The organism is Desulfosporosinus lacus DSM 15449, from assembly GCF_900129935.1.
In the GTDB taxonomy this organism is placed as follows: Bacteria; Bacillota; Desulfitobacteriia; order Desulfitobacteriales; family Desulfitobacteriaceae; genus Desulfosporosinus; species Desulfosporosinus lacus.
This window is the reverse complement of the sequence record NZ_FQXJ01000016.1, coordinates 22416-45181: the sequence shown is the minus strand read 5'-3', so window position 1 is coordinate 45181 and position 22766 is coordinate 22416. Positions and strand designations below refer to the sequence as shown.

23 protein-coding genes are annotated in these 22766 nt (G+C 40.1%); 17 read left to right on the top strand and 6 right to left on the bottom strand.

The annotated features are described in order from the left end of the window. Positions 1 to 14: 14 nt before the first annotated feature. The 7 genes from BUB11_RS18915 (at position 15) to BUB11_RS18885 (ending at position 8271) form a co-directional block, all read left to right on the top strand. Positions 15 to 863, top strand: a complete 849-nt coding sequence (locus BUB11_RS18915) for a Cof-type HAD-IIB family hydrolase (protein ID WP_073031313.1) — start codon at positions 15 to 17, stop codon at positions 861 to 863. Between the two features lie 354 nt (positions 864 to 1217). Next, the gene (locus BUB11_RS18910; protein ID WP_073031312.1) at positions 1218 to 2963 is read left to right on the top strand and encodes an aldehyde ferredoxin oxidoreductase family protein; all 1746 of its coding nucleotides are present in this window, start codon (positions 1218 to 1220) and stop codon (positions 2961 to 2963) included. 28 nt (positions 2964 to 2991) lie between these two features. Continuing rightward, positions 2992 to 3912 (top strand): DMT family transporter, encoded by a 921-nt coding sequence (locus BUB11_RS18905; RefSeq protein ID WP_073031311.1) that lies wholly within the window; start codon positions 2992 to 2994, stop codon positions 3910 to 3912. A gap of 538 nt (positions 3913 to 4450) precedes the next feature. Further along, entirely contained in the window at positions 4451 to 4699 is a 249-nt protein-coding gene (locus tag BUB11_RS27170) for a hypothetical protein (protein WP_143187659.1), read from the top strand. Positions 4700 to 5169: 470 nt separating this feature from the next. After that, positions 5170 to 5478, top strand: coding sequence for a hypothetical protein (locus BUB11_RS18895; RefSeq protein WP_143187658.1), 309 nt, complete (start codon positions 5170 to 5172; stop codon positions 5476 to 5478). Positions 5479 to 5849: 371 nt separating this feature from the next. Then, the gene (locus BUB11_RS18890) at positions 5850 to 6287 is read left to right on the top strand and encodes a hypothetical protein (RefSeq protein ID WP_073031308.1); all 438 of its coding nucleotides are present in this window, start codon (positions 5850 to 5852) and stop codon (positions 6285 to 6287) included. After that, positions 6244 to 8271: an RCC1 domain-containing protein gene (locus tag BUB11_RS18885; protein ID WP_073031307.1), complete on the top strand. Its 2028-nt coding sequence runs from the start codon at positions 6244 to 6246 to the stop codon at positions 8269 to 8271. The genes BUB11_RS18890 and BUB11_RS18885 overlap by 44 nt, the downstream gene beginning before the upstream one ends. Before the next feature lie 403 nt (positions 8272 to 8674). Here the strand turns inward: BUB11_RS18885 and BUB11_RS28445 are convergent, their stop codons facing one another. The 6 genes from BUB11_RS28445 to BUB11_RS18855 all read right to left on the bottom strand — a co-directional run bounded on the left by BUB11_RS28445 (position 8675) and on the right by BUB11_RS18855 (position 11422). Next, positions 8675 to 8845, bottom strand: a complete 171-nt coding sequence (locus BUB11_RS28445; RefSeq protein ID WP_242947612.1) for a hypothetical protein — start codon at positions 8843 to 8845, stop codon at positions 8675 to 8677. Between the two features lie 380 nt (positions 8846 to 9225). Further along, positions 9226 to 9351 (bottom strand): hypothetical protein, encoded by a 126-nt coding sequence (locus BUB11_RS28850; protein ID WP_282434025.1) that lies wholly within the window; start codon positions 9349 to 9351, stop codon positions 9226 to 9228. 11 nt (positions 9352 to 9362) lie between these two features. Continuing rightward, complete coding sequence (locus BUB11_RS18875; protein WP_073031306.1) at positions 9363 to 10274, bottom strand: M56 family metallopeptidase; 912 nt, start codon at positions 10272 to 10274, stop codon at positions 9363 to 9365. A gap of 3 nt (positions 10275 to 10277) precedes the next feature. Next, positions 10278 to 10634 (bottom strand): BlaI/MecI/CopY family transcriptional regulator, encoded by a 357-nt coding sequence (locus BUB11_RS18870; protein ID WP_073031305.1) that lies wholly within the window; start codon positions 10632 to 10634, stop codon positions 10278 to 10280. 358 nt (positions 10635 to 10992) lie between these two features. Beyond that, complete coding sequence (locus BUB11_RS18860) at positions 10993 to 11211, bottom strand: hypothetical protein (RefSeq protein ID WP_073031304.1); 219 nt, start codon at positions 11209 to 11211, stop codon at positions 10993 to 10995. After that, positions 11189 to 11422 (bottom strand): helix-turn-helix domain-containing protein, encoded by a 234-nt coding sequence (locus BUB11_RS18855; RefSeq protein WP_073031303.1) that lies wholly within the window; start codon positions 11420 to 11422, stop codon positions 11189 to 11191. The genes BUB11_RS18860 and BUB11_RS18855 overlap by 23 nt, the downstream gene beginning before the upstream one ends. 120 nt (positions 11423 to 11542) lie before the next feature. On the opposite strand from BUB11_RS18855, the gene BUB11_RS18850 reads away from it, so the two are divergent. The 10 genes from BUB11_RS18850 to BUB11_RS29180 all read left to right on the top strand — a co-directional run bounded on the left by BUB11_RS18850 (position 11543) and on the right by BUB11_RS29180 (position 22762). Continuing rightward, positions 11543 to 11854 (top strand): helix-turn-helix domain-containing protein, encoded by a 312-nt coding sequence (locus BUB11_RS18850; protein ID WP_073031302.1) that lies wholly within the window; start codon positions 11543 to 11545, stop codon positions 11852 to 11854. A 272-nt stretch (positions 11855 to 12126) separates the two neighbouring features. Further along, entirely contained in the window at positions 12127 to 12384 is a 258-nt protein-coding gene (locus BUB11_RS28440) for a hypothetical protein (protein ID WP_073031301.1), read from the top strand. Positions 12385 to 12456: 72 nt separating this feature from the next. Then, positions 12457 to 12825 carry a hypothetical protein gene (locus tag BUB11_RS18840; RefSeq protein ID WP_073031300.1) on the top strand — a complete coding sequence of 123 codons (369 nt, stop codon included), beginning with the start codon at positions 12457 to 12459 and terminating at the stop codon, positions 12823 to 12825. Between the two features lie 335 nt (positions 12826 to 13160). Continuing rightward, entirely contained in the window at positions 13161 to 14246 is a 1086-nt protein-coding gene (locus tag BUB11_RS18835; RefSeq protein WP_073031299.1) for a DUF429 domain-containing protein, read from the top strand. Positions 14247 to 14261: 15 nt separating this feature from the next. Beyond that, positions 14262 to 15077, top strand: a complete 816-nt coding sequence (locus BUB11_RS29190; protein ID WP_282434024.1) for a DEAD/DEAH box helicase family protein — start codon at positions 14262 to 14264, stop codon at positions 15075 to 15077. After that, the gene (locus tag BUB11_RS29185; protein ID WP_486598920.1) at positions 14969 to 15457 is read left to right on the top strand and encodes a DEAD/DEAH box helicase; all 489 of its coding nucleotides are present in this window, start codon (positions 14969 to 14971) and stop codon (positions 15455 to 15457) included. The genes BUB11_RS29190 and BUB11_RS29185 overlap by 109 nt, the downstream gene beginning before the upstream one ends. A 339-nt stretch (positions 15458 to 15796) precedes the next feature. Then, the gene (locus BUB11_RS18825; protein ID WP_073031298.1) at positions 15797 to 17005 is read left to right on the top strand and encodes a Shedu immune nuclease family protein; all 1209 of its coding nucleotides are present in this window, start codon (positions 15797 to 15799) and stop codon (positions 17003 to 17005) included. A 198-nt stretch (positions 17006 to 17203) separates the two neighbouring features. Further along, positions 17204 to 19858 carry a hypothetical protein gene (locus BUB11_RS18820; RefSeq protein ID WP_143187656.1) on the top strand — a complete coding sequence of 885 codons (2655 nt, stop codon included), beginning with the start codon at positions 17204 to 17206 and terminating at the stop codon, positions 19856 to 19858. 13 nt (positions 19859 to 19871) lie between these two features. Continuing rightward, positions 19872 to 22400 (top strand): hypothetical protein, encoded by a 2529-nt coding sequence (locus tag BUB11_RS18815; protein ID WP_073031464.1) that lies wholly within the window; start codon positions 19872 to 19874, stop codon positions 22398 to 22400. Between the two features lie 29 nt (positions 22401 to 22429). Next, the gene (locus BUB11_RS29180; RefSeq protein ID WP_242947611.1) at positions 22430 to 22762 is read left to right on the top strand and encodes a hypothetical protein; all 333 of its coding nucleotides are present in this window, start codon (positions 22430 to 22432) and stop codon (positions 22760 to 22762) included. Positions 22763 to 22766 lie beyond the last annotated feature (4 nt).

The following is a 22766-nucleotide window of genomic DNA, read 5'->3' as shown; positions in this document are numbered from 1 at the left end:
GGAGGTGTTACATCTTGTTTCGATTAGTTTGTCTTGATGTTGACGGCACATTAGTTGATACAAATATGCTGATTCCTCCTCAGGTTGTTGAAGCATTAAGACGTCTTCAAGCGCGAGGAACTCTAATAACCCTTGCTTCAGGAAGACATATTCCTTCTCTGCAAGAATATGCTCGTCTCATTGGGACAAAAGCGCCGCTCATCGCCTTCAATGGAGCCTGGATCCAATGTTATAAGCAAGACGGACAAAAGAATGGGCGATTCTGGCCACTCAAATGGGATCATATTCGATCGATTATTGAATGTGCAGAACAAAAAGGAATGGAGATAACTCTCTACTACGCCAACTGCATAGTCATTAAAAAGAATCTTAAAAATAAAGAACAAAACCTATGGGCAGAGTTCCTCAGACGGATGGAAAAGGTTCCTGTTCAGGCGGTGAAATCTTGGTCAGTGATTTCTTCCAGCTCCGGCAGCGAGACCGGCGGGCTGGGACTTCTCATGAAAATACTTATAGCGGGTCAGCCAGAAAGTATTGGTGAGTTATTGGGATACTATAAAGAGAACTTTTCACATTATTATCAATTTGTTCTGAGTGGAGAAGGGTTTCTTGAAGTCGTCGACAAGCATGCCACTAAGGGACTGGCCTTGAAAGCTGTTGCTCAGCATCTTGGAATTTCAAGGAGCGAAATTATGGCGGTTGGTGACCATTATAATGATGTGTCTATGCTAGAGTATGCAGGCTTTGGGGTTGCTATGGGCAATGCACCGGAACCTGTTCAGCAGAAGGCCGATTGGGTTACGGCTAAGAACACCGAGATGGGCGTACTTAAAGCATTGGCTTTTGCCTTTGGTCAGCTCTGAAGCATAACTTTACATCCCGCGTAACATTGACAATATAGAAGAGAAAGCTTTTTCACTGATTTACAGACATGGACGGTAAGAAAAAATAGTCATGGTGGCATCGGTTGAACAAATCGATGCCTTATTTTTTTGTTGTTGTAACATGCAAAGCTGAGGAATACAAAAACTTTTTGATTTCATAATTAAAAAAGCGTTATAATAGGGTCTATATTATAGGACCTAGGTCAGACATTTGAGGGTGAGGTTTTTTTAAAAAATTTCAATAAATTTTGATGATGAACTGATTGCTTATTGTAGGATATGTGCTAAACAAGATAGAAATTGGCACAACAAAGACGACAGGAGGGTATGCAGATGAGCAAAATCTTACGAGTTAATATGTCAACTTTAAGCGTCGTGACTGAGGAGCCCAAAGAAGAGTATCGCCTGCTGAGCGGTCGCGCGTTTATCGCTAAATATATGTTGACCGAAGTGAAGGCAACCTGTGAGCCTTTAGGGCGGCATAATTCGTTAATTTTTACCCCAGGGTTGCTTGGCGGCAGTAAAGTTTTCAGTTCCGGGCGAATTTCAATTGGCGGTAAAAGTCCATTAACAGGCGGGATTAAAGAGAGTAACGGAGGAGGGGTTGTCGGCATAAAGCTGGCACGGCTCGGCTATCAAGCGGTGATTATCGAGGGCCTTCCTAAGGATGCTCAAAAATACATCTTAAAGATTACGGCAACCGGGGCCGAACTCCTTTCCGCCGAGGGTTACTGGGGCTGTGGGGTGTATGAGACCGCGGCCCGTTTGAGACAAGATTTTGGCGAAAAGGTCGCCGTTTCTTGTATAGGACCGGCCGGTGAAAATCGCCTGCTGGCTGCGGGAATTGCCAATACGGACACGGAAGGAGTACCAAGCAGGTACAGTGGTCGCGGTGGTCTTGGGGCGGTTATGGGCTCCAAAGGGCTAAAGGCTTTGGTCATTGATGATACAGGCCTGGGAAGCATCGAGCCCAAACGACCTGAGGCTTTTAAACGTGTGATTCAAGAATATGCACAGCTGCTTAAAACATCTCCCGTGATTAAGAATTATACGGACTTTGGGACAGCAGCTTTAGTCAATCTGACCAACGCCATCGGGGGCCTGCCAACGCGCAACTTTTCGACGGGGCGATTTTCAGGAGCGGACAAAATTAGTGGGGAAACCCTGCGTGAAACAATCCTCGTCCGCAAAGGAAAGCCCGAGCATGCTTGCATGCCGGGCTGTTTGATCAAGTGTTCGAATGTTTATGTGGACGAGCAAGGGAAAGACCTAGTGGCCCCTTTAGAATATGAGACCATTGCTCTTATGGGGTCAAATCTGGAAATTGAGGATCTCGATGTCATCGCTCGCCTTAATTATTTGTGTAACGACTATGGACTGGATACCATCGAAACAGGCGCGGCGCTTGGTGTGGCTATGGCAGGCGGACTTCTTCCTTTTGGGGACCAGGAGGGGGCCATCCGCATGGTGGAAGAAATCGGCAAGGCAACCTTGACAGGAAGAGTTTTGGGTAATGGGGCAATGCTGGCAGGCAAGGTTTTAGGGGTGCTTGAAGTCCCAGTCGTCAAAGGGCAGGCGATGGCCGCGTATGAGCCGCGGGCCATTAAAGGGACAGGAGTGACCTATGCCACCTCCCCAATGGGTGCCGATCATACTGCCGGAAATTCCATCCGAGCGGGTTTAAAACATAACTCCCGTGAGGGACAGGCAGCATTTTCTCAGAAGGCGCAGCATACTGTGCCAATTTATGACGATTTAGGGTTGTGCTTATTTTCCATGGGGGTCTTAGGAGCTCATCCGGAAATCCTCTGTCAATTGGTTAACGCTCAATTAGGCACGGACTATGTGTTTGAGGATCTGCAGGCAATTGCCAGGAACACAATCCAGTGGGAACGAGGGTTTAATCAAGCTGCTGGCTTTACAAAGGTTAATGACCGTTTGCCGGAACACTTTACCGAGACCCCTAACCCCGCGGCTGAGAATGCCGTGTTTGACGTGCCTGGGGAAGAGCTCGATAATGTTCATCCGGATCTAGAATTGCAGAAGAGCCAAAAGGATTGTATGGACTCTGCATGTTGAAGTTACTTAAAGGATGGAGATAATCACTATGCCAACAGGAAAGAAGCTAATTTATCTGACATTGGTGTTAGTTGTCATGTCGTGGGGTTTGAATGTTGTAATGATTAAGTTCCTAACACAGCAGATGTCGCCAATATTGGTAGCCGCAATAAGAATGCCCCTTGCGGGAATTATTTTGTTAGCTTTCGTTTTTAAAAAATATGGGGTGTATAATCCAACTAAACAACAGTGGGGATTGCTTTTATGGATTGGATTAATCTCTGTTTGCATACATCAGTTGCTGTTGGGCTATGGAGTTTCTGTAACGTCATCCACAAATGCTTCCCTTATTCTTGGCTTAAATCCTCTGACGACTGCGCTTCTGGCATCCATATTTGTTGGCGAAAAATTTACAAGGAATTTAGGACTCGGAATTCTCTTAGGATTTGCAGGGGTTGTTTTAGTAGTATTCTCGAAATCCCCAAATGGCTCTTTCGAATTTTCGTTAATCGGAGATGTCATTATGTTGTTAGCCATGTTGACCTATGTCATTGGGGGTTTGCTGATCAAAAAATTGTTGGAAACGACGATTCCAACCTTAGTAGTAACCGCCTATTCTACCTTAATAGGAGGAGTATTATTAAATATTGGAACGCTGGCTTCCGTGGGGCCTTCGGTTTATGGACAGATTCATTTATCCTCAACGGCTATACTTATCTTATTATTATCAGCCTGGGGAGCTACAGCATTAGGTACATTGGGCTGGAATGATGGTATTAAACATTTGGGTGCCAACAGAACGGCTATGTTTTTAAACGGTCTGCCTTTTGCGGGTATGATCGGTGGTGTCGTCTTTTTAAATGAGACAATTGGTTGGATACATATTCTGGCCCTTATTTTCACCACCTTGGGAATTGTCATCGGGAGTATGAAGCAAAATAAGGTCATTCTGGAATCGTGTGAATTGTAACCCTCGATCATGACACTATTATTAATTTATCTTGGATTTTCGGTCATGCTTCTGTTTTCTGTTTGAATCATATAATTTATCCAAGATAACCACAGATAGGTACATCCCAAAAATATTTGCTGTAGAAACTGGCAGAAACCAGCCTTCCTTAATCCAAATCAGATTTAGTTTGTAACCAATATAATATAGTATGTAAAGCGCTATTATTACCAATGATTTCCAAATGAAATTAAATCTTAAAAAATATATAAGCATTATTGGAATAGATAACAGATGAAAATGTACCAAGAATAACAGGAATCGGCTAGTAACTGGATTGGGGAATAATGTTGCATTGAAATCCTGATGTCTGGTCAATATAAAAAACATATGTGTTAGGGTAGCACTACTAAGGAGAAATAACCCCAAATAAATATATCCATAGTAAAATAACGGCTTTATACCTCTGATGATTTTCTCATACATTTTTTTTGCTACCCAGAAATATATAGGCAACGAAACGACAGTCATCCAGGTTTGATACCAATTATGACTATAGATGCCTAAAGACAAAAACAATTCTTCGATAATACCATACATTACGTATTATCCTATGATAATCAAAAACCCACCAATGCCAATTGATGATATGCTTATGGGAAATCTTTTTTCTCAGACTTCCGTATCAGCGACAGCACTTTTGGTTGCAGTTCTTAATTTAAAGTATTATTGGTATATTATATTTGCGGCATACGCATCCATAAAAATAAAGATTATCGTTTCAAAATTAAGAAACAATACCCAATAAAGTCAGGTAAAAGGCAATCGTTAGCTTGCGGTTTTCCACTCTAACCATAACAAAAATTAATTCGATTAAAGTCAAAATACCTAATAAAACATACCATATTGTGTTAGTCCAAAAGTAGTTCATATATTTAGGCGATACCTCATTCCATTACTAGTGCTAAATATACCTTCATGCTCTACTCTCAGGGTCTCACATGCTGTTTCAAACGCATTACATATAAATTGTGGGCCGTTATCAGTTAGAATGGGTTGGCGAGCTTCCTGTTCAAATAGTTGGCACCAATGTCCTTTGGCTAGCTGAGCTGATATGCCGAGAGAGGAAGAAACGCACTAATTTGTAGGTTCTCTCTTGGTATAGAAAATATACGTAACAGACCCTAAAAAGGTAAATTATTTATTGCTGGACCTAGGGCAATTTCTAAGCTTAATAAGCGTGTTGAGGAAAGACTTCATAATATTTATTCCATGCAAATGAACGTTATTGTTGGTGATGCGGCCGGTGTTGATAAGGCGGTACAAGAATATTTCTTTCGTAAGGGATATCAGAATGTATCTGTATATGCAAGTCAAGGCAAAGCAAGATGTAATAGAGGAAGCTGGAAAGTTATAAATGTAGAAGTCGAAAAGAAGCTTAAGGGGTTTGACTTTTATGCTGCTAAAGATATAAGAATGGCAGAAGACGATGCCTATTCTAAAATGGACGGCGAAGTCCAATTTGGAATAGGCATTTTATATGAGGTTTATCCCCTTTATGAGTCTGGACACATATTCTATAAATAAAGGAACAAAGGGATAGATAGTTACAGTGTCTGCAAGAAGGGCTAATTCGTGCGAAGACAGTGTCTTCGTGTGTGTGTGGGGGCATCCAAGTTATCTAATTGTCAGGGATAATCTCAGCAAGGCGGTTTTTAATTCCTAACTCCTGATCAAATCAATGACTGCATCACAGTATAAGTACTTATTAGAAAACCACGAATTAATAAAGATATTTGTATTAACTACAATCCTAATCTTCTTTTTCATACCTCTTTATTCCAATCAGATTTCGTTCCTTCGGTTGGGAAATAATTACCTAAAGGATGTAATTAAATTAAAAACGAACTATTAATTACGCTGTATAGGTAAAACTGCTAAAAACCAGGAGGAACATCATGAAATTAATTCGTCTGTCAACTTTGGTATTAAGTTTAATGATGGTTAACTTACTCTTAATCCCCAGTGGCGTGCTATTAGCTGCAAATGATAATGCACCGAGTGTTTCATCCGTTTATTTGGTGGATAATGTTAACACATATAAGAGACTTTTTAATGGTTCAACGATTCCAACAAAAGACGCAAAAATCAATTTGTCTATGTACAATGTCGATTTATCCTCAGTAAATAATCAAACCGTTACTTTATATGATAATGAAGGACACCCAGTAGATGGTATAACATTTCCATCAACGTATGGGGTTAGTTCCTTATTGACCCTGCCCGAATTGATCCCAGGCATGACTTATTCACTACGTGCAGGTAATCTTAAGTTCAAAGAGTGGGGAGATTATGCAGACTCCTTATACTATTACTCTTCTGGCAGTTCAGTCTAAACCTATTGGAGCCCAAGCTGGAACTCTCAATTATTTTAGTGCCGGCGCCTTTCATTCCCTCTGGGTCAATAGTAATGGCCAAGTGGCTGCATGGGGAGACAATTCTCATGGACAACTCGGCAATGGCACCACAGATATGAGTCCGGTATCCGTATTTCCCTTGATGACCAATTATCCTTTAGCGGTATCTGCAGGTGGAGGGCATAGTCTGGCTCTCACCGGAAGCCAAAATGTATTAGCATGGGGGGGGAATGAGTCCGGTCAACTAGGTATTGCAAATAATTTGGATAGTCTAACCCCAATCCAAATTCCGGGAATTCAAGATGCAGTTGCAATTGCAGCAGGTTACAACTTTAGTCTGGTTCTTAAAAATGATGGAACGGTTTGGTCTTTTGGTGATAACGATAAATGGCAATTGGGTGATGGATCTACCGAAAACCAAAATGTTCCTGTTCAGGTTAAAGGCCTAAGTGGAATTGTGGCGATTGCCGCAGGCGGCCAACATGCTCTTGCCCTCAAGGCGGATCATACAATCTGGGCCTGGGGAAATAATAATCGAGGTCAATTAGGGGATGGCACAACCACCGGTCACCTTGTTCCGGTTCAAGTGGCTCAACTGAATAATGTAACTGAAATTGCTGCCGGATGGGAACACAGTCTCGCTTTGACCTCGGACGGGAGTGTCTTTTCATGGGGAAATAATGATCATGGTCAGCTTGGCAACGGTCAGACTACGGGATATACCCCATTCCCTCAACCGGCTAAGGGGATGCAGGGTGCATGGCAAATTACCGCAGGTTATAATCAAAGTTTTGCGGGCATTAAAAATGCCACTTATGGATGGGGAGATAATTCATTTAAACAAATTAATGACAGTCCCGCTCAGTTTATTGCAACTCCTACTGTGCTGAATATTTACGCTATGAAAATTTCGGCAGGAGTCGGACATACCTTAGTGAGTGGTGTATATAAAGATGTAATTCACGCATACGGATGGGGGTACAATGAATTTGGACAGGTTGGCAACGGCCTGACTTCTCACGTATTTGAACCAACATCGTTGATGCACGAACCGTATTTTTATCGTTTGGCAGGACAGACCAAACTGGATACAGCAGTTGCGATTTCTGAGGAAGGATGGAATTTTGGCGCCTTGTCGGCAGTCATTGTCAATGAAAACGCCTATGCAGATGCTTTACCGGGAAGTGTGCTGGCTGCCGCATTTAATGCTCCTATTCTCCTCACTGAGGTTAATACTTTGCCCTCTTCAACAAATAATGAACTGAAAAGACTTAACCCTAAGACAATCTATATTCTGGGCGGTACGGGAGTAGTGTCGTCTAAGGTTGAGCAACAATTAAGGGATAAATATGAGAATGTTATTCGGATCGGGGGGTATGATCAATATGAGACAGCCGCTGAAATAGCCGGTTATTTATCGGAAAACAACCTGGTATCACCAGGTAAGGCAGTCATTGCCTATGGCGAAAATTTTCCGGATGCACTGTCTGTTTCACCGCTTGCTGCCAACCAGCATATACCAATTTTATTGACCAGAACTCACAATCTTCCTATTTATACCCAGAATGCGCTCAATGATTTGCAAGTGAAGGAAACAACGATTGTGGGTGGTTCCGCTGTAATCGGTCCGGAAGTCGAAGAACAACTTCCGGGGGTAAGACGTTTTTATGGGGACACTAAGTATGATACTGCGATTGAAGTAGCCAGAGGGATGAATGCCAATATAGCCACTGTTTTTGTAGCAACCGGAGAAAACTTTTCTGATGCATTAGCGGGGTCTGTGCTGGCGGCCCGTACAAATAGCCCAATTTTATTGGTGAATCAAGATTTATCGTTTTCAACAAACGACCTTTTGCTTACAAACCAACGTAAAATAGGTGGGGTTATGGCACTTGGCGGACAGGCGGTAGTTTCAGACTCGGTGCTAAGTATTATGTATGAAATTTTAGCGAGATTCAGATGAATGGGGAAGCCAAATGCTCAGAGTCACTATTTCGGTATTGCATATGCAACAACTCATTGTTGAGATAAGAAAGAGAAATAACAGCCCATGGCAAGGTTAACCTCCCCCAAACATATCTCATCCATCATTTCCTCTAAAGTCCAACATCCATCATTTTGTCAAACGATTAGCCCGGAGATTAAAATCTCCGGGCCAAAACTACTAAACATTGTCCCATTCTTTGTGAAGATATTTGATATTTCCGTTGCCCCGCTGACAATACTACTTGCCTTCCCTGACAGTTACGATAATCCAAATTCGTCACCGGTGACGAATTTGACCGACACCCAGCATACGATGGCTTGCTGAAATATTTGGTGATCTGTAGAAGGAAAAGCGAGAAATTTGGCGAAAAAGGGGAACATTATTCTTTGCTATATAGAATTATTGTATGCATAAAGATATAGGTAATTGCACCGGAGCCCAGAATAATCACAAGGTCGACGGGGGAGAAAGGAATTGTCTCTAAGGATTCATAGAAGAACCCCTGGCCATAAATAAAGAGAACCCCATCCATCAATACCAGCTCTCCCATATACATGAGGAGTGTTGTCAAGGAAGCAGATAAGGCAGGTATGGTCTTGGAAAACAGCGGGCTTTTTCCATAAAACAGCGAGCGGTATAAATACCGACGGTAATGCCGAACACTGTAAAGAATCCAGACATTAGCAGGGCAGATAAAGAAGAAATATGGAGGGTGCCGTTTCTGTAAAAGGCGGTAAAACAGGCGAAAATGCAAAGACTAATGAACAACAGAGCGGAAATCAACCCAGAAGCTTTTAACCCCCTTCCCCTTATAGGAAAAATAGACATGAAAGGCAGTTGACAGATCCATTTGCTTAGCAGTTCTTTCAAAGCTGAGAGAGTTGAAGTGACTAAGGAAGTTATCGACGATCCTTTGATCCGCTCCAAACATTACATAACTGGAAAAACCATACCTAGGGTAACATTGTCTGCCTTAAGCCTGTTGTGGCTGTTCGGCGTTGTACAACCCGTCAGCAGCAAGAAAAGAATCAGCATGATTAAGAAAACTCGTTTCACAGCAGCACCTCCTAGACAGTGGCGTTGGTGATCATGATGACAGCAAGGGAGATTAGCAAGGCAGCAAGGCAGAGCGAAGAAAAGAGAGTAAGCTTTTTATAGGAAAGAATAGTTTCAAGGCGCAGCTTTGTTTTGGTTCCGCCAAATTCCGAGGCGAAGAAAGCCTTGCCGGAAGCGCAGGTGAGTAGGGCGAGGGCATACTCCTTGGTCTGGTGTTCATCGAGGTTTTTGATAACCTTGGCATCACAGGCCAGTTCCATATCGGCAAAAAAGTATTTTAGGAATACCCAGGATAGGGGATTGAACCAATGAACGCAGGCCGTCAGCAAGGCTATGACCCGCAAGAGATTGTCTCGGCGTGCAATATGCACCTGTTCATGGAGCAGGATATAGTCCAGATCCCCGGCAGCTATTTGGGCAGGGATCATGATTTTGGGCTGAATAATACCATAGACAGCGGGAGCGGTAATTCTGTCCGATTGATAGATCTTGCCGCTTATCAGCTGCGCCGTCTTCAACTCTGATTTGGTCAAGAAGTAGAGCAGCACCAAGCTCAGCATGACAGCACAGGAAACGATAATCCAAATCAGCGATGCCACATTAAGCAGGTTTTTAAGCAGGTCGGTTTTGTATTCCAGAGGGAAATAGTTTTTGGCTGCCATTATACTGTTGGTGGTTGTGATCTGAGGCAGTTCCTGGCGGATAAGCACTGTTTTGGTGGTGAATTTAGAAATCAAGTTTAGCAGGCTGTATTGATTAGCAATGCCAAAAGGCAGCCAGAACCTGATCAGAGGAAGAAGCCATAAGACATAGACAGCAAAACGCGGCAGAATTTTGAGTTTGCGCAAGGACAAAACAAGCAATCCGGCAACACTGCCGAGGATACTCATATTAAGTACCCAGTAAAACAGTTCAGCGAGCATGGACTACCTCTTTTCTATCATTTTTTTCAACATCTCCAGCTCATCCTCAGTAAGGTCATTTTCTATGAAGGAGGCGAAAAAGGCTTTTTTCGAGCCGTTATATAACTTGTCGATAAGGCTTTGGGTCTCAGCCTTGCGCACCTCTGCTTTTGGGACCAGGGAAGTACAGATAAAATTTGGTTCAGTCCGTTGAAGGGCATGTTTATCCATCAGTTTTTTAATAATCGTATAGGTTGTATTCTTATTCCAGCCGATTGTTTCGGCAGCGATAAGAGAAATTTCCTTGGCCGATACGGGCTCCTTATCCCACACAATGTCCATGATTTTGAGTTCGCTGTCAAAAAGTTTTAGAGATGCCAAAATTAAAACCCCCAGACTATTCTAATAGTATAAATACATACTACTAGAATAGTCTGGAGTTGTAAAGACTACTTTGTGAAAAGAATTTTGGCAGAGCCCTTCAACCCATGTTAGTGGTTTTTCTTAAGGAGGAAAAACTTTCTAAGACGAAATTGAAGAACTAAAACGGATCATTGAGGAAAGGAAAATGCGAAGCAGGCCCATGGGGAGGGCTTGTTTCTTTTTGTGACTAAAAGTCTATTTATATTCTGTCAAACAGGCCTCCGGTTCAGCTCGCTTGATCCGTCATCCGGCTGAAGGAAATCGGTTGCAGCCGGGGGATGTTATGGTAGCGCCTGTGTGGGCGCAGCCAAGTTATCTAATTGTCCGGGATAATCTCAGCAAGGCGGGTTTTAATTCCTAACTCCAGGAAATAGAAGCCCATGCCTCGGGAAAGCTCCGCATTAGCCCCCCTTGTCTGCAGATAAGCGGTTCCCAGTTTCCATAAATCTTGGGAGCTATGTTTGGCCAAAAAAGAATAGCGCTTACGGACATATTCATAGCCAATCTCAAAATCACTGAGGTCTTGTCTGGACATCGTCTTCCTCCCGCTGTTCAGGGGATTGTTCTCCGATCAGTTCGGCAATACTAACACCGAGAGCGGCAGCGAGTTTCTTCAGGATAGGATAGGTAGGCTGTTTTCTGTTGGCTTCCAGTTCAGAAATATAGGTTTGGGAAACACTCGAACGTCTGGAAAGCTCAGACTGAGACAATTTTTGTTTGGTTCGAAGATAGTTTAGATTTTGCATACACCATACTTCCTTTTATCAACAATTATAATTGCTTTTGCGATATACTTCAACCGCTTTAGCGTGCTATGGAGTGGCTTTTTTATTTGTTATAATTGCTTTAGCGATAGGAGTGAAATAATGGGAATCGATTATGGCTCTAAATTTTTGGAATTAAGAAAAAAGAATAAGTTAAGTCAAAAAGATTTGGCCAATATTGCGGAGATTGGGCAAACTACAATTAGCGACATAGAAGCTGGGAAAAAATCACCAAACGCTATCACGATTGAAAAGATATGTTTGGCTCTCAATATTACGCTTACAGAATTTTTTGCCGAGGAACGCCCGCAGCTTGAGCCGGAACTTCGCCGTCTGGTGGATACAGCACGAAAGCTTTCGCCGGAACAAATAGAATATCTACAGAAGTTGCTGAAATCCATGAGTAAGGATTAATTTTTAATATCACGATTGAACATAGAAAAATGAAGTAACGCGAGACAGCTTTTGTTATCTCGCGTTAGCCTTTTTATAATCGCTATAAAACTCAAAAACTCTAAAAGACCCCTTGGTAGAGGCCTTTCCCTTCAAATACCTGATTATTTTACTAATCCTTCATAACAGATACAAAATCTTCAGCAGAAAAGTATAAACTTGCGTTATATACTTTCTAAGCATAAGTGCAACCAACGGTTTCGCTCGCGCTGAGGCTGCAAGATGGTTAACTCGTGCGAAGACAGTGTCTTTGGGCGGAAGCCGGGTTTTTTATATGTGCTTACGCTGCTTATTGGTTCTTCAATCATAAGGGGAAGGTTTTTGGCGATGATCAGGATGGGTTCATTACCATTCCAATAATTGACGAGAATGAAGTCCGTGACGGCAAATCAGAGAGGATAAAAGTCTACAATAAACTAATTCGCGATAAAATACTTACCCTTACACCTGTAATAGATGCGTTTTTCAGAACTGAAGGCGTGTATAATTAAAATAAATGAAGAAGAGGATGATGCAAAAAGCATCCTCTTCTTAACAATACCATAAGTAGGGGGGTCACTGTGTTGAAAATACGCATTGCTATTCTTATAGTAACGGCTATTCCTCTAAATTGGATGACAGATTATCTGAATATAACTCTCATAATCACAGCAGTACAGTGTATCATATATTTCATGTATGAACTGTTTCAAAACAATAAGACGGTACCCTCTTATGTACCATTTGTATTTGGTCTTATATCCTCAGTTCATGTAGGTGGAAAATTTATTGCATGGCTAACATTGTTATTATTGCCCAAGGATATGCATGGAGATTATGAGCTAGTCATTGATGTTTGGATATACATTTTAATAGGTATTATTTTTTTTAATTTGTTCGTTAAGATCATCGCTAAAGTTTTAAAACATTATGAGAAAAGAAAAACAAACTGAATCAACTCGACGGGGCCGTTGTGTGCTGTTAAGGAGAAGCACCGAAGGATTGAGTCAATAAAACCAAAATCTATTAAGCCTACTCGGTTATACTGAGAAAGAATACACCAAGGCTTAAAAATAAAAAAGGGCGCCAATCAGATTTTAGACTGACTGGCGCTCTATGCATAGTTTTTGAAAGATTTGGCGATTGGTGGAAGGAAAAACGAGAAGTTCGGCGAAAAAGGAATGTATAAGTCTAACGTTGACTAATTCGAATTCGGTTCAATGAAGATCTGTAGGATATCTTGTGATATAAGATGGATTTAAAGCCAAGGGCTTTTGGAGGTTAATCAATGCACTATATCGGAATCGACTTAGCATGGACCTATGCCAATGAATCGGGAATTTGTGTGATCGCTGACAATGGGGAAATCGTCTATTGTGAGTCCCAAGTTTTCAGCGACGAAATGATTGCTGCCATCGTTGCAGAGCATGCTCAAGAAGGAGCTATCGTGGGGATTGATGCTCCCTTAATCGTGAATAACGAAACAGGTTCCAGATACTGTGACGGAGCTATTATGAGAGAGAAAATTCATGGTAAAAATCTGTCTGTTTTCAATTGTAGTAAAAGCTTTATGCTAAACCACTACGGAGTAGTTAGAGGAGAAGAGGTCGTAAAAGCTATTAAAAAGCGGATGCCGGCTTTTTCTCTCTCGGGTCACTTAACCAATAAAAAGCACGTGATTATCGAAACCTTTCCCACGGGAATAACTTTAGGTCTTTTTCCCGATGCTTTTCCTGTTAAATATAAAATCAAACATAAGATCAAATTTGAAACAACTAAAACGGAGATGGGTCGGATGGTTAACCTTTTAAAGAGGTTGAGTGATTTCAATCCCCCCGTCCATAATATAGAAGATTTTTTCAGTGATTCATTAGGCATTCAGGCTATGTCAAAGAAGGGGTATAAGAACCTTGAAGACAAGCTGGATGCTTTTTTATGTGCTTACGCCTCGTATTGGCTCGCCAATCATAAGGGGAAGGTTTTCGGTGATGATCAGGATGGGTTCATTACCATTCCAGTAAAAGACGAGAATGAAGTCCGTGACGGCAAATCAGAGAAGGTAAAAGTATACAATAAACTGATTCGCGACAAGATACCCCAGATCATCGAAGACAGCGGTAAGAAAGCTATTATTGAAAAGGTTTCAGGCCCAGAATACCTGGATTTATTAAACGCCAAGTTAGGGGAAGAGCTTCAGGAATATCTGGACACCCAAAGGGTTGAAGAACTGGCGGATTTAGTTGAAGTCGTTTACGCCATCTTGGATTATAAAGGGGTCTCTCGACAGGAATTCGAGGATGTCAGAAAGCAAAAGGTCGAGGAAAGAGGTGCTTTCCGGGATAAGCTCCTGCTTAAAGAAGTAATCGACGATTGAGGGGTTGAATTCAAATTGACAGAAAAGATCAAGCAGAAGGGAAGCCTGGGTAGTGTCGCCGAAGATCTCTTTGTCGAGCTGTTCTGTGATACCTTTGGTCCGGATCAAGCGGAGTATCTATTTCTTCAGTATCCCGTCACAGATATTTATGGACATAGACGCTCCATTGACTTTGCGCTGGAAAGTGAAGACTTAAAAATAGCCATCGAGATCGATGGTGAAACCTATCATAATCCCAATAAGGTTTCTTCCAATAAATATTATGATGACCTTACCAAGCAAAACAGCCTGATCTATCATAACTGGAAGGTTTACCGCTGGGTATACAACCAACTGAAGCACCATCCTGAGAAGGTCAAGGACGAGCTGCGGATTTTTGTCGGGGAAATACCCTCCTTTAGAATGCTGGAGGATTATCTGCCTAAGCAAAAGGGCAAGGTCATTGAACTGCGTGAGCATCAACAAGCTGCTTTAGACAGCCTAGAGACCATGCGTGAGCAAGGGGAGAGTATCGCTCTGCTTTATCATGCCACGGGAACCGGAAAAACTGTGACTGCAGTCAGTGATGCCAAACGTCTGGGAAAAAGAACCCTGTTTTTGGCTCATACCAAAGAACTAATAACCCAGGCTAAAGGCACATTTGAAGAACTTTGGGATCAGGTGGAGACAGGCCTTTATGTAGCTGAAGAAAAGCTAAAGACGCTTATGTTGTTTGCAGTAGCATTCAGAGTGTTGCCAGAAATCTTGAACTGTTTAAGCCGGAAGACTTTGGGTATATCATTGTCGATGAATGCCATCATGGAACGGCAGATACTTATAGGAAGGTTTTGAGTTATTTTAAACCTGAGTTCACTCTGGGGCTTACGGCTACCCCGGACAGAGCAGATGGGGAGAGTATTCTTGAGGACTTTAAGAATGTGGCCCATAAACTTGATTTGCAGCAAGCCGTGGAATTAGGGGAACTTGTTCCTATTAGGTGTATCCGGGTCAAGACCAATGTTGATCTTTCTACGGTGAGGATCAATGGCATTAAATATTACGCTCAGGACTTAGAAAGCAAACTCTTTGTGCCGGAGAGAAATAAGCTCATTGCAGAAACCTATCTGAACTATGTAAGTGATAAAAAAACCGTGGTATTCTGCGCTTCCGTACACCACGCTCAGGAGATTTCTGCCTTGTTTAAACAGCAGGGAATCAATTGTGAGGTGTAGTATCCGGTTCAATGAAGTCAGCGGAAATGTCACAAATTTTAGATCTTTATGAAAATGGGGATATCCAGGTCTCAGACGATGACAACCCAATCAAACAGCTATATCAATATGTTCAGAAAACTGGAAAAGCGAAGGACACCATCGCCTTATCAGAGCAGGTGAAACTACAAAATTTTATATATACGCGATCTGTGATAAAACCCCAACACTTGAGTATTTTCTAGATCAGCGAAGTTTAACCCAATTCCCGGAATGTGTATTATAAAAATATTGAGAATATTGTAAAGCTAATGATAAAAGATCTAAGGAGCCTTTATTTAAGGCATAGGGGAGAAACAAATGAATATCTCATTTCGAAAGAAAAATTCACAATTAATATTAGATTATACTCCAGACTACGGATTTGAGGGCCTTCGATCCAAATTAGATAAAGATGGGGATATGCTAATTAAGCATAGCTTTTGGGTGAAGAAAGCAAATGAAGTCACAGAAAGATCTGACAAACATGAGGAAGATGACGATTATTCTGATGAAATGTTTTCTTTTATCATTGGTTCAGAGAGCGGCAGTTACTATATGCTTGATAAGCAAATCATTAACACAGAACATACATTTTATATTGCTAAAGATATAACAATTAGCCCTCAAATGTTTGTGGCGCACCGTAATATTTCTATTCTTAACAAAATTGATAAATTGATCTCAAGAGATATATACATCGGTGGCGACGAAAGCCAAGAAGGATTCTTTCCGCTTGAAGCATTCGAGCGTTTATTAAGTCAGTTCCCTAATTCAACTGAACTAAATAAGTATGCACATGCACGCGTTGCACAAGTTTTACGCAACTATTTTGATGAGGTAGGGAATGTAGACTATGATTTTCAACGCTATCTAAATAAAAAGACAATACTACAAGCACCACATCTTTATAGAGATATTGTTCCAATTAACCTTGCTATATATAAATCCTCTCTAGAACTTATGGTAGAAATGTTAAATAGTTCAGAAGCATACGCTGAAAAACAATGGCAAGTGATGGTTTGCGACATTGTTCGGCTAATTTACCCCAAATATATTTTAGCCAAAAGAGAAGTGACCATAAGAGGGGTTGGAAATCATGATAAACGTCCCGACTTTACTCTAATAGATGCAGGAGGATTTGTAGATATATTGGAAATTAAAAAACCTGATAAACAACGTGTCATAACCACTGGGCAGTATCGAAATAACTATGTGCCAGATCGTGATTTATCCGGAGCGATTGTACAAATCGAAAAATATGTCTATTGTTTGAGCCATTGGGGAGATGCAGGAGAAAAAACGCTAACCATAAAATTTGAAAAAGATTTACCAAAAGGCGTAGGCATACACATTGTAAATCCTCAAGGTATGCTTATATTGGGGCGAAGTAGCAATTTAACAAAAAAACAAAAGTATGATTTTGAAATAGTAAAGAGGCAATATAAAAACATTGTTGATATTATGACATATGACGACCTTTTAGAACGATTAAATAATATCGTTTCTCAGCTTGTACGCAATCGATAAATATCAAAAGATCCTTGCTGTTTTTCTGGTTGTATCTTTTTAAAAAGCAAATATAGTTATAGAGAATTTAGGTTATCTGTATTTTGATACTTCCACAGGTTTCCATGATTGTACTGATGCAGACATGTAAATAATCAAGGAATCATGGAAGGGTATAGCAATAAAGAAGAAATTAACACATAATAAATAGTTTCATAAATGAAAGAAGGTATGGATTTGTCCGAGATTATTGTAGAACAAGGAAATGAATTCAGAATTTACAACTACACAATATTACCAAAAGATATTTTCATAAAAGCTTATCATCAAGCAGCACAAATTGTAGAAGAAATTGTTATTGCTTCACTTCAAGCAGACAAAGAAGACAAAGCAGGGGTTGTGGATTATTTAAACAACATTATTGCATTTACTGGTGAACGTGGACAGGGAAAAAGCAGTGCGATGGTCTCCTTTACAAACACTTTGACTAATCCCGATAAAGTATCCGATTATTTTAAATTTCATTCAAAAACTAGAAAATGCGTTTTTAAACAGATTGGACAAATTGACCCCTCGTCATTTGACTCAATAAGCAACATTCTGGAAGTCATTGTTGCACGCTTATTTAAAGAATTTGAAATACTGTGCAAATTTAGCGATAGCAATGTAACAATTGAAGATAAAAACCAAATGTTCCAGCTGTTTGGTCGGGTTTACCAGAACCTATGTCTAAGCCGAAACATCGAAATGCGTCGTAATATTGAGCAGGACTACGAGAGCAACTTACAAGAACTCTCTTGTATGAGTGATGGAACCAGTCTTCGTGATAATATGCTGGAGTTGATTAAACATTACTTGAATCTTTGTAAAAAGACAACTAAAAGCGAAAAAGATTATTTAAATGAGTACTTCCTAGTCGTGCCCATTGACGATTTGGATATTAATATTGACCATGCCTTCCAGATGGCGGAGCAAATTCGTAAATACTTAATGATTCCTCATGTCATTATCATTATGGCTATGCGGATTGAACAGCTAAAAATGTGTGTGGAAAAAAAATATTGGAGTGACTTAAGTGAAATGCGCGGATCTGACCGGCTTAATCCGACAGAAACGGCAACGATGGCTGCAAAGTACGTGGACAAACTCATTCCGGACGGTAGAAAAATAGCACTTCCGAATGTACAGATAATGGAAGAAAATTTCGTGGATCCTGTGTTACTTATTTACGGCCCTAAGAAAGATGGTACAATACATAACATTCTGCAGAAATATGCTGGCAAAGGAATACAGGAAACTATTCTTAGGTTTATATATGATCAAACAGGAATTGCTTTTATTCCTCCCCAGAAAGGTAGAGGCCTTCATCCCATAATTCCTCAGACTTTGCGCGAGCTAGTTAGCCTGCTATGCGTATTGGGTAAAATGAAGGATTTGACTAGCCAAGAAGACCCAAATGCACGACTTGACAATCTCAATACATTTGAGACGTTCCTTATTAATACTTGGGTGCCAAATTATTTAGATTATGGAAATAGTAAAATTATTCTTGAGCTTTACCAAGAAAATACTTTTCGTAAACACTTATATATTACTAATCGGATTATGGATATTATAGAGAATACCGATTCCAAAACCATGTATACGTTGGACCCTCGTTCGCCGTTAATGCCTACAAAGGATACAATAGAAGTTTGGAAAGACACCTTGTCAAGAAAAAAAGTTAATCCACTCAGCCATAGTGTCGGAGATATTTTGTCATTATTAAATGTACTCTCACACCGCTTTGTCAACGAGCAGGCAGTAAAGTTGGTTTTTGCGATTAAGACGAGCTACACTCTTATCATGCATAAACTATTGCTAACTCAAGATACAAACGCACTATCGCTTGAATCCAATAAAATTCATAAATTCGTGGGAGATAGTCTCTGGGGTTATAAAACTGCATCCACTTTGAGGGATGACCGAGGTGCTTTTTCCTTTTCCATTGATAAATCCTACAATACAGATGATATAATCCTGATGGCTGCTATGTGTGATTTCCCTAATAAAGATTCAAAAGCAGGGGATATCATTTACGAACAACCATTAAATCCAAGAAACAATCAGAAAAAAGAAAGTGCATATTTTCATATTGATAACCTATTAATTACGTGTATCGATACGGATTATCTACCTCAGAAAATTGATGCTACTCACTTAAGTGGGAAATACTTGGATGCATGCAACAGGATCAAGCAATCTTTTAATCGCAAAATGGCTGAGCATATTATCATAAATTTCGAGGTAATGGAGTACATCCAGTCTGTATGTGCTCAAGGAAAGGATATTAAGTCTGAGGTAAAAAGTGCTTCGGAATACATGCGTACAAATCTTGATATATTGGACAGTTGTTTTTCCAAACTACCTTATTATTCTAATGGCTCAGAAATCCAACACCTTATAATAGATGGAGATATTAGAGAACAAATTTGCTCGAAATTTGAAGAATTTGATGCGAAAAAAGGTGATCTAGAATCACAAAAGTTAGATGTATCTAAGAGGAAATATATAAATAAAATTAATAGCATATTGGAAAATCCATATACCGGAAAATTACAAGATATAAGAGTTATCACCAAAGAATGTACCGTACTTTATCTGAGAAACCACGATTTAAACCTAGCAAGAAATATTGCGTTCCATGAACAATCAAAAACTTCACCAATTCAATTCTCCAGTAGTATTAAGATAGAGGTTCAGGATCTCTACGTAGAAAGTGCACTTATGGTTATGGAGAAAGGAAATAGCGAGATCATTAGTTCTGCAATGTTAGGTAGATATAACGGTTGTGCAAGAGAAATACTTAATACTATTGACAATAGTAGGAAATAAAGGGAAGTATGCAATGGATATTGAAAGAAGTTGCCTCAAACTTTTATTTACAAAAGTTAACCCCGAGCAAATAATAGAGACTGCTTGTCGAGAGCCTCAACCATCAGAACAGTCAATTTTCGATAGTTATAAGACTATAAGTGATGAAACATTCATAGGAAATGCAAATGAAGTATTCCATAACTATACACAAAATGAATGGGATAACATTTGTATACAACTTCGTGATAAATTGTATAATCCTCATGGGGTTTTTGGGATAATTTACAAAATATCAAAACAATGGCTAGTTATAAACAAAGGAGAAATACTTTGCCAATTCAAGGAACTATTACGGTGGAGGGACTTATCTTTTCATTTGGGACAGGATTTACTTACTACAGCTTTTCTTGCTAGGTGGGATTATAAAAAAGGTATAGAAAGAACAAATTTCAGTTGGCCAGCTATTATTAAAACCGATAATCATGAATTACACGAGATCCTGGCTAGAGGAATAGCGGAAAATCACTTTCATTTGAACGGTTCCACACAAATTTTCACTTTGAATTGGATCTCTCTAATGAATCATATCTTCGGTCGCTCAAAACAGTTCAAGGCGCTCAATTGCCAGGACGTTCATCTATATCGTTGTAAATATGCTGCCCTACTGCGGTATTATTTCTTTTTAAGAATACAAGATCGAAAGTTAAGCCAAGAACTAGGTGAGTTCTTTGGTCTGGGCAAGCCAGGTATTCCAGATTTAGATGCCGCCTCTAACTTGAATGAATTACAAAACCGTATAAACGCGGGCATTGGTCTTTTCGGGCATAAATCTCAAAATGGTGTGCTGGATTATGCATATACAACAGATTCAATTGCACACCATAATGATGGAAATAACCGGGTATTAGCCGGAGAGCGTAAGCTACTGTATGACTGTTATACTTGCGCATTTAACGGAAGTTTCTCCGAATGTGAGAAAAATCTCTTCTACGCATATTTGTTGCTGCGCACTCGGTTCCGAAGTGTACTTGTCCAAGTTAATGGGCAAAGAGGGTTTAAAAATTTTGATAATTATCAAAAGAGGAAAGAGATTTTTCTTGAATCGCCTAAATATGAATATGAACTTGTCCGTCTCGCCGTAAACGCCACTCTTGATTATCAGAAAATTATATCACTGGAAGCGCGTATCTGCCCTAAGAAAACCGGAGCCGATAATTGCAAAGTAATTCAAAGTATAGATAATTATGCTTCTATTAAAGCAAAAGAAGGGATTCAAGATATATGGAGCAAACAATCGCCTCCAAAGCCCACCCCTCCAAAAGAACTTTTCTATGTGCTTCATTTTCCAAAAGCCGCCGTAGGATTAGAGAAAAAATTTAATTTTCCTAGTGTACGTGGTAGGGATATTCGTAGTGATGTATATATAAGAACGAAGGGGATTATGGATTTGATGCTAAGAGATCACTTTTGCCGTGATCGCGTCAAGGGTATTGATGCTTGTGCTAATGAAATTGACTGCAGACCTGAAGTGTTTGCTGAAAGTTTTCGAAGGCTTACAGACCTTCATTGTAATTACGAATATGCTTTCCCAACACTTCAGGCTCCTCCCCCTCGTAAATTGCACACCACCTATCATGTTGGCGAGGATTTTCTTGACATTGTTGACGGACTTCGAGCGATTGATGAAGTTATGTTATTCTGTGGTCTTGGAAAAGGAAGCCGACTCGGGCATGCACTTGCACTTGGTGTCAATCCGCAAAGATATTATTATTTAAAAAACGGGAAACTTATTTTAAAAAGGCAAGATCTGTTGGATAATATTTGTTGGCTATTAGAAAAGGCAAAGTCATATAAGATTCATATTGCGTCCAAATTACGCATTGAATTAGAGAAACTTTTTAAGGAAATTTATCAAATAATTTACTGCAATAAGGATCAGAAAAAGGTTAAAATTTGCGATTATTATAATAGTTGGCAACTTCGAGGGGATCGCCCTGAAATTTATTTACTGAGCAATAAGGAATTTGAAGACGATTTGTTAAGAGGGAATTCCTTTCTTCCGAAGGATCAATATCGTTTAAACCAGCATATAGATAAAACGCTTCGGGATAATGAGCTATATCGATCTCTAAATTATCTGTACTATTATAATTATGATGTACGGCAAAAAGGAAACGAACTGGAAATCTTTCATGTTCCACAACAGTACGATGACCTGGTAAGTCATGTGCAGAATAAGATGATGGAAGAAATTGCAGCAAAAGGCATTGCTATAGAAGCCAATCCCTCATCTAATTATTTGATTGGCACTATCGATCGATACGAGGAGCATCCTATTTTCAAATTTAATCCACCACCTGGAAATAGCGTATCGCTTAGTGTATCCATTAACACTGATGACCAAGGTGTCTTTGACACCTTGTTAGAAAATGAATATGCACTAATAGCACTAGCATATAAAAAAGGACAAAGCAAAAATAAGCAAGCAAAAAAGGCTTTGGAGTATTTAGATTATATCGAATTTCTTCGTCAACAGGGTGAACAACAGATATTTAAATAACAAGATATTTATTTAGGTAAACAAAAGTCTTGTTATGGCAGACCGCCGCTTTCCAAGACACTTTATGTTCAGCAACTGGGTTGAGGGATACGCATTGTGCAGGTAAGGATTACCTAATGGTCTATGATTTTATTGATAATGCTGGTTTGTTTAACATGCCTTACTCTCTGAACAGGATGTTTAACCTGAAGGATTATAGAGCGGAAGAGTACGTAGTTGCTTCTCAGAAACAGTTTGAGCTGGACAGTGATTTAATCGCCAGAGGGGAAAAACCGTCTGTTTATCTGGATTTTCCAGTGAATGCTGCGGATTATGAGCTGATTGATCCATTCAATTGGCAGGATGAAGTGAAAGGGGGATGATATC

Excerpts from the sequence above, each read along its gene's own strand:
- BUB11_RS18910 (WP_073031312.1), top strand. The coding sequence starts at position 1,218 with ATGAGCAAAATCTTACGAGTTAATATGTCAACTTTAAGCGTCGTGACT.
- BUB11_RS18905 (WP_073031311.1), top strand. The coding sequence starts at position 2,992 with ATGCCAACAGGAAAGAAGCTAATTTATCTGACATTGGTGTTAGTTGTC.
- BUB11_RS27170 (WP_143187659.1), top strand. The coding sequence starts at position 4,451 with ATGCCTAAAGACAAAAACAATTCTTCGATAATACCATACATTACGTAT.
- BUB11_RS18895 (WP_143187658.1), top strand. The coding sequence starts at position 5,170 with ATGAACGTTATTGTTGGTGATGCGGCCGGTGTTGATAAGGCGGTACAA.
- BUB11_RS18890 (WP_073031308.1), top strand. The coding sequence starts at position 5,850 with ATGAAATTAATTCGTCTGTCAACTTTGGTATTAAGTTTAATGATGGTT.
- BUB11_RS18885 (WP_073031307.1), top strand. The coding sequence starts at position 6,244 with ATGCAGACTCCTTATACTATTACTCTTCTGGCAGTTCAGTCTAAACCT.
- BUB11_RS28445 (WP_242947612.1), bottom strand. The coding sequence starts at position 8,845 with ATGGGAGAGCTGGTATTGATGGATGGGGTTCTCTTTATTTATGGCCAG.
- BUB11_RS18875 (WP_073031306.1), bottom strand. The coding sequence starts at position 10,274 with ATGCTCGCTGAACTGTTTTACTGGGTACTTAATATGAGTATCCTCGGC.
- BUB11_RS18860 (WP_073031304.1), bottom strand. The coding sequence starts at position 11,211 with ATGTCCAGACAAGACCTCAGTGATTTTGAGATTGGCTATGAATATGTC.
- BUB11_RS18855 (WP_073031303.1), bottom strand. The coding sequence starts at position 11,422 with ATGCAAAATCTAAACTATCTTCGAACCAAACAAAAATTGTCTCAGTCT.
- BUB11_RS18850 (WP_073031302.1), top strand. The coding sequence starts at position 11,543 with ATGGGAATCGATTATGGCTCTAAATTTTTGGAATTAAGAAAAAAGAAT.
- BUB11_RS18835 (WP_073031299.1), top strand. The coding sequence starts at position 13,161 with ATGCACTATATCGGAATCGACTTAGCATGGACCTATGCCAATGAATCG.
- BUB11_RS18825 (WP_073031298.1), top strand. The coding sequence starts at position 15,797 with ATGAATATCTCATTTCGAAAGAAAAATTCACAATTAATATTAGATTAT.
- BUB11_RS18820 (WP_143187656.1), top strand. The coding sequence starts at position 17,204 with ATGAAAGAAGGTATGGATTTGTCCGAGATTATTGTAGAACAAGGAAAT.
- BUB11_RS18815 (WP_073031464.1), top strand. The coding sequence starts at position 19,872 with ATGGATATTGAAAGAAGTTGCCTCAAACTTTTATTTACAAAAGTTAAC.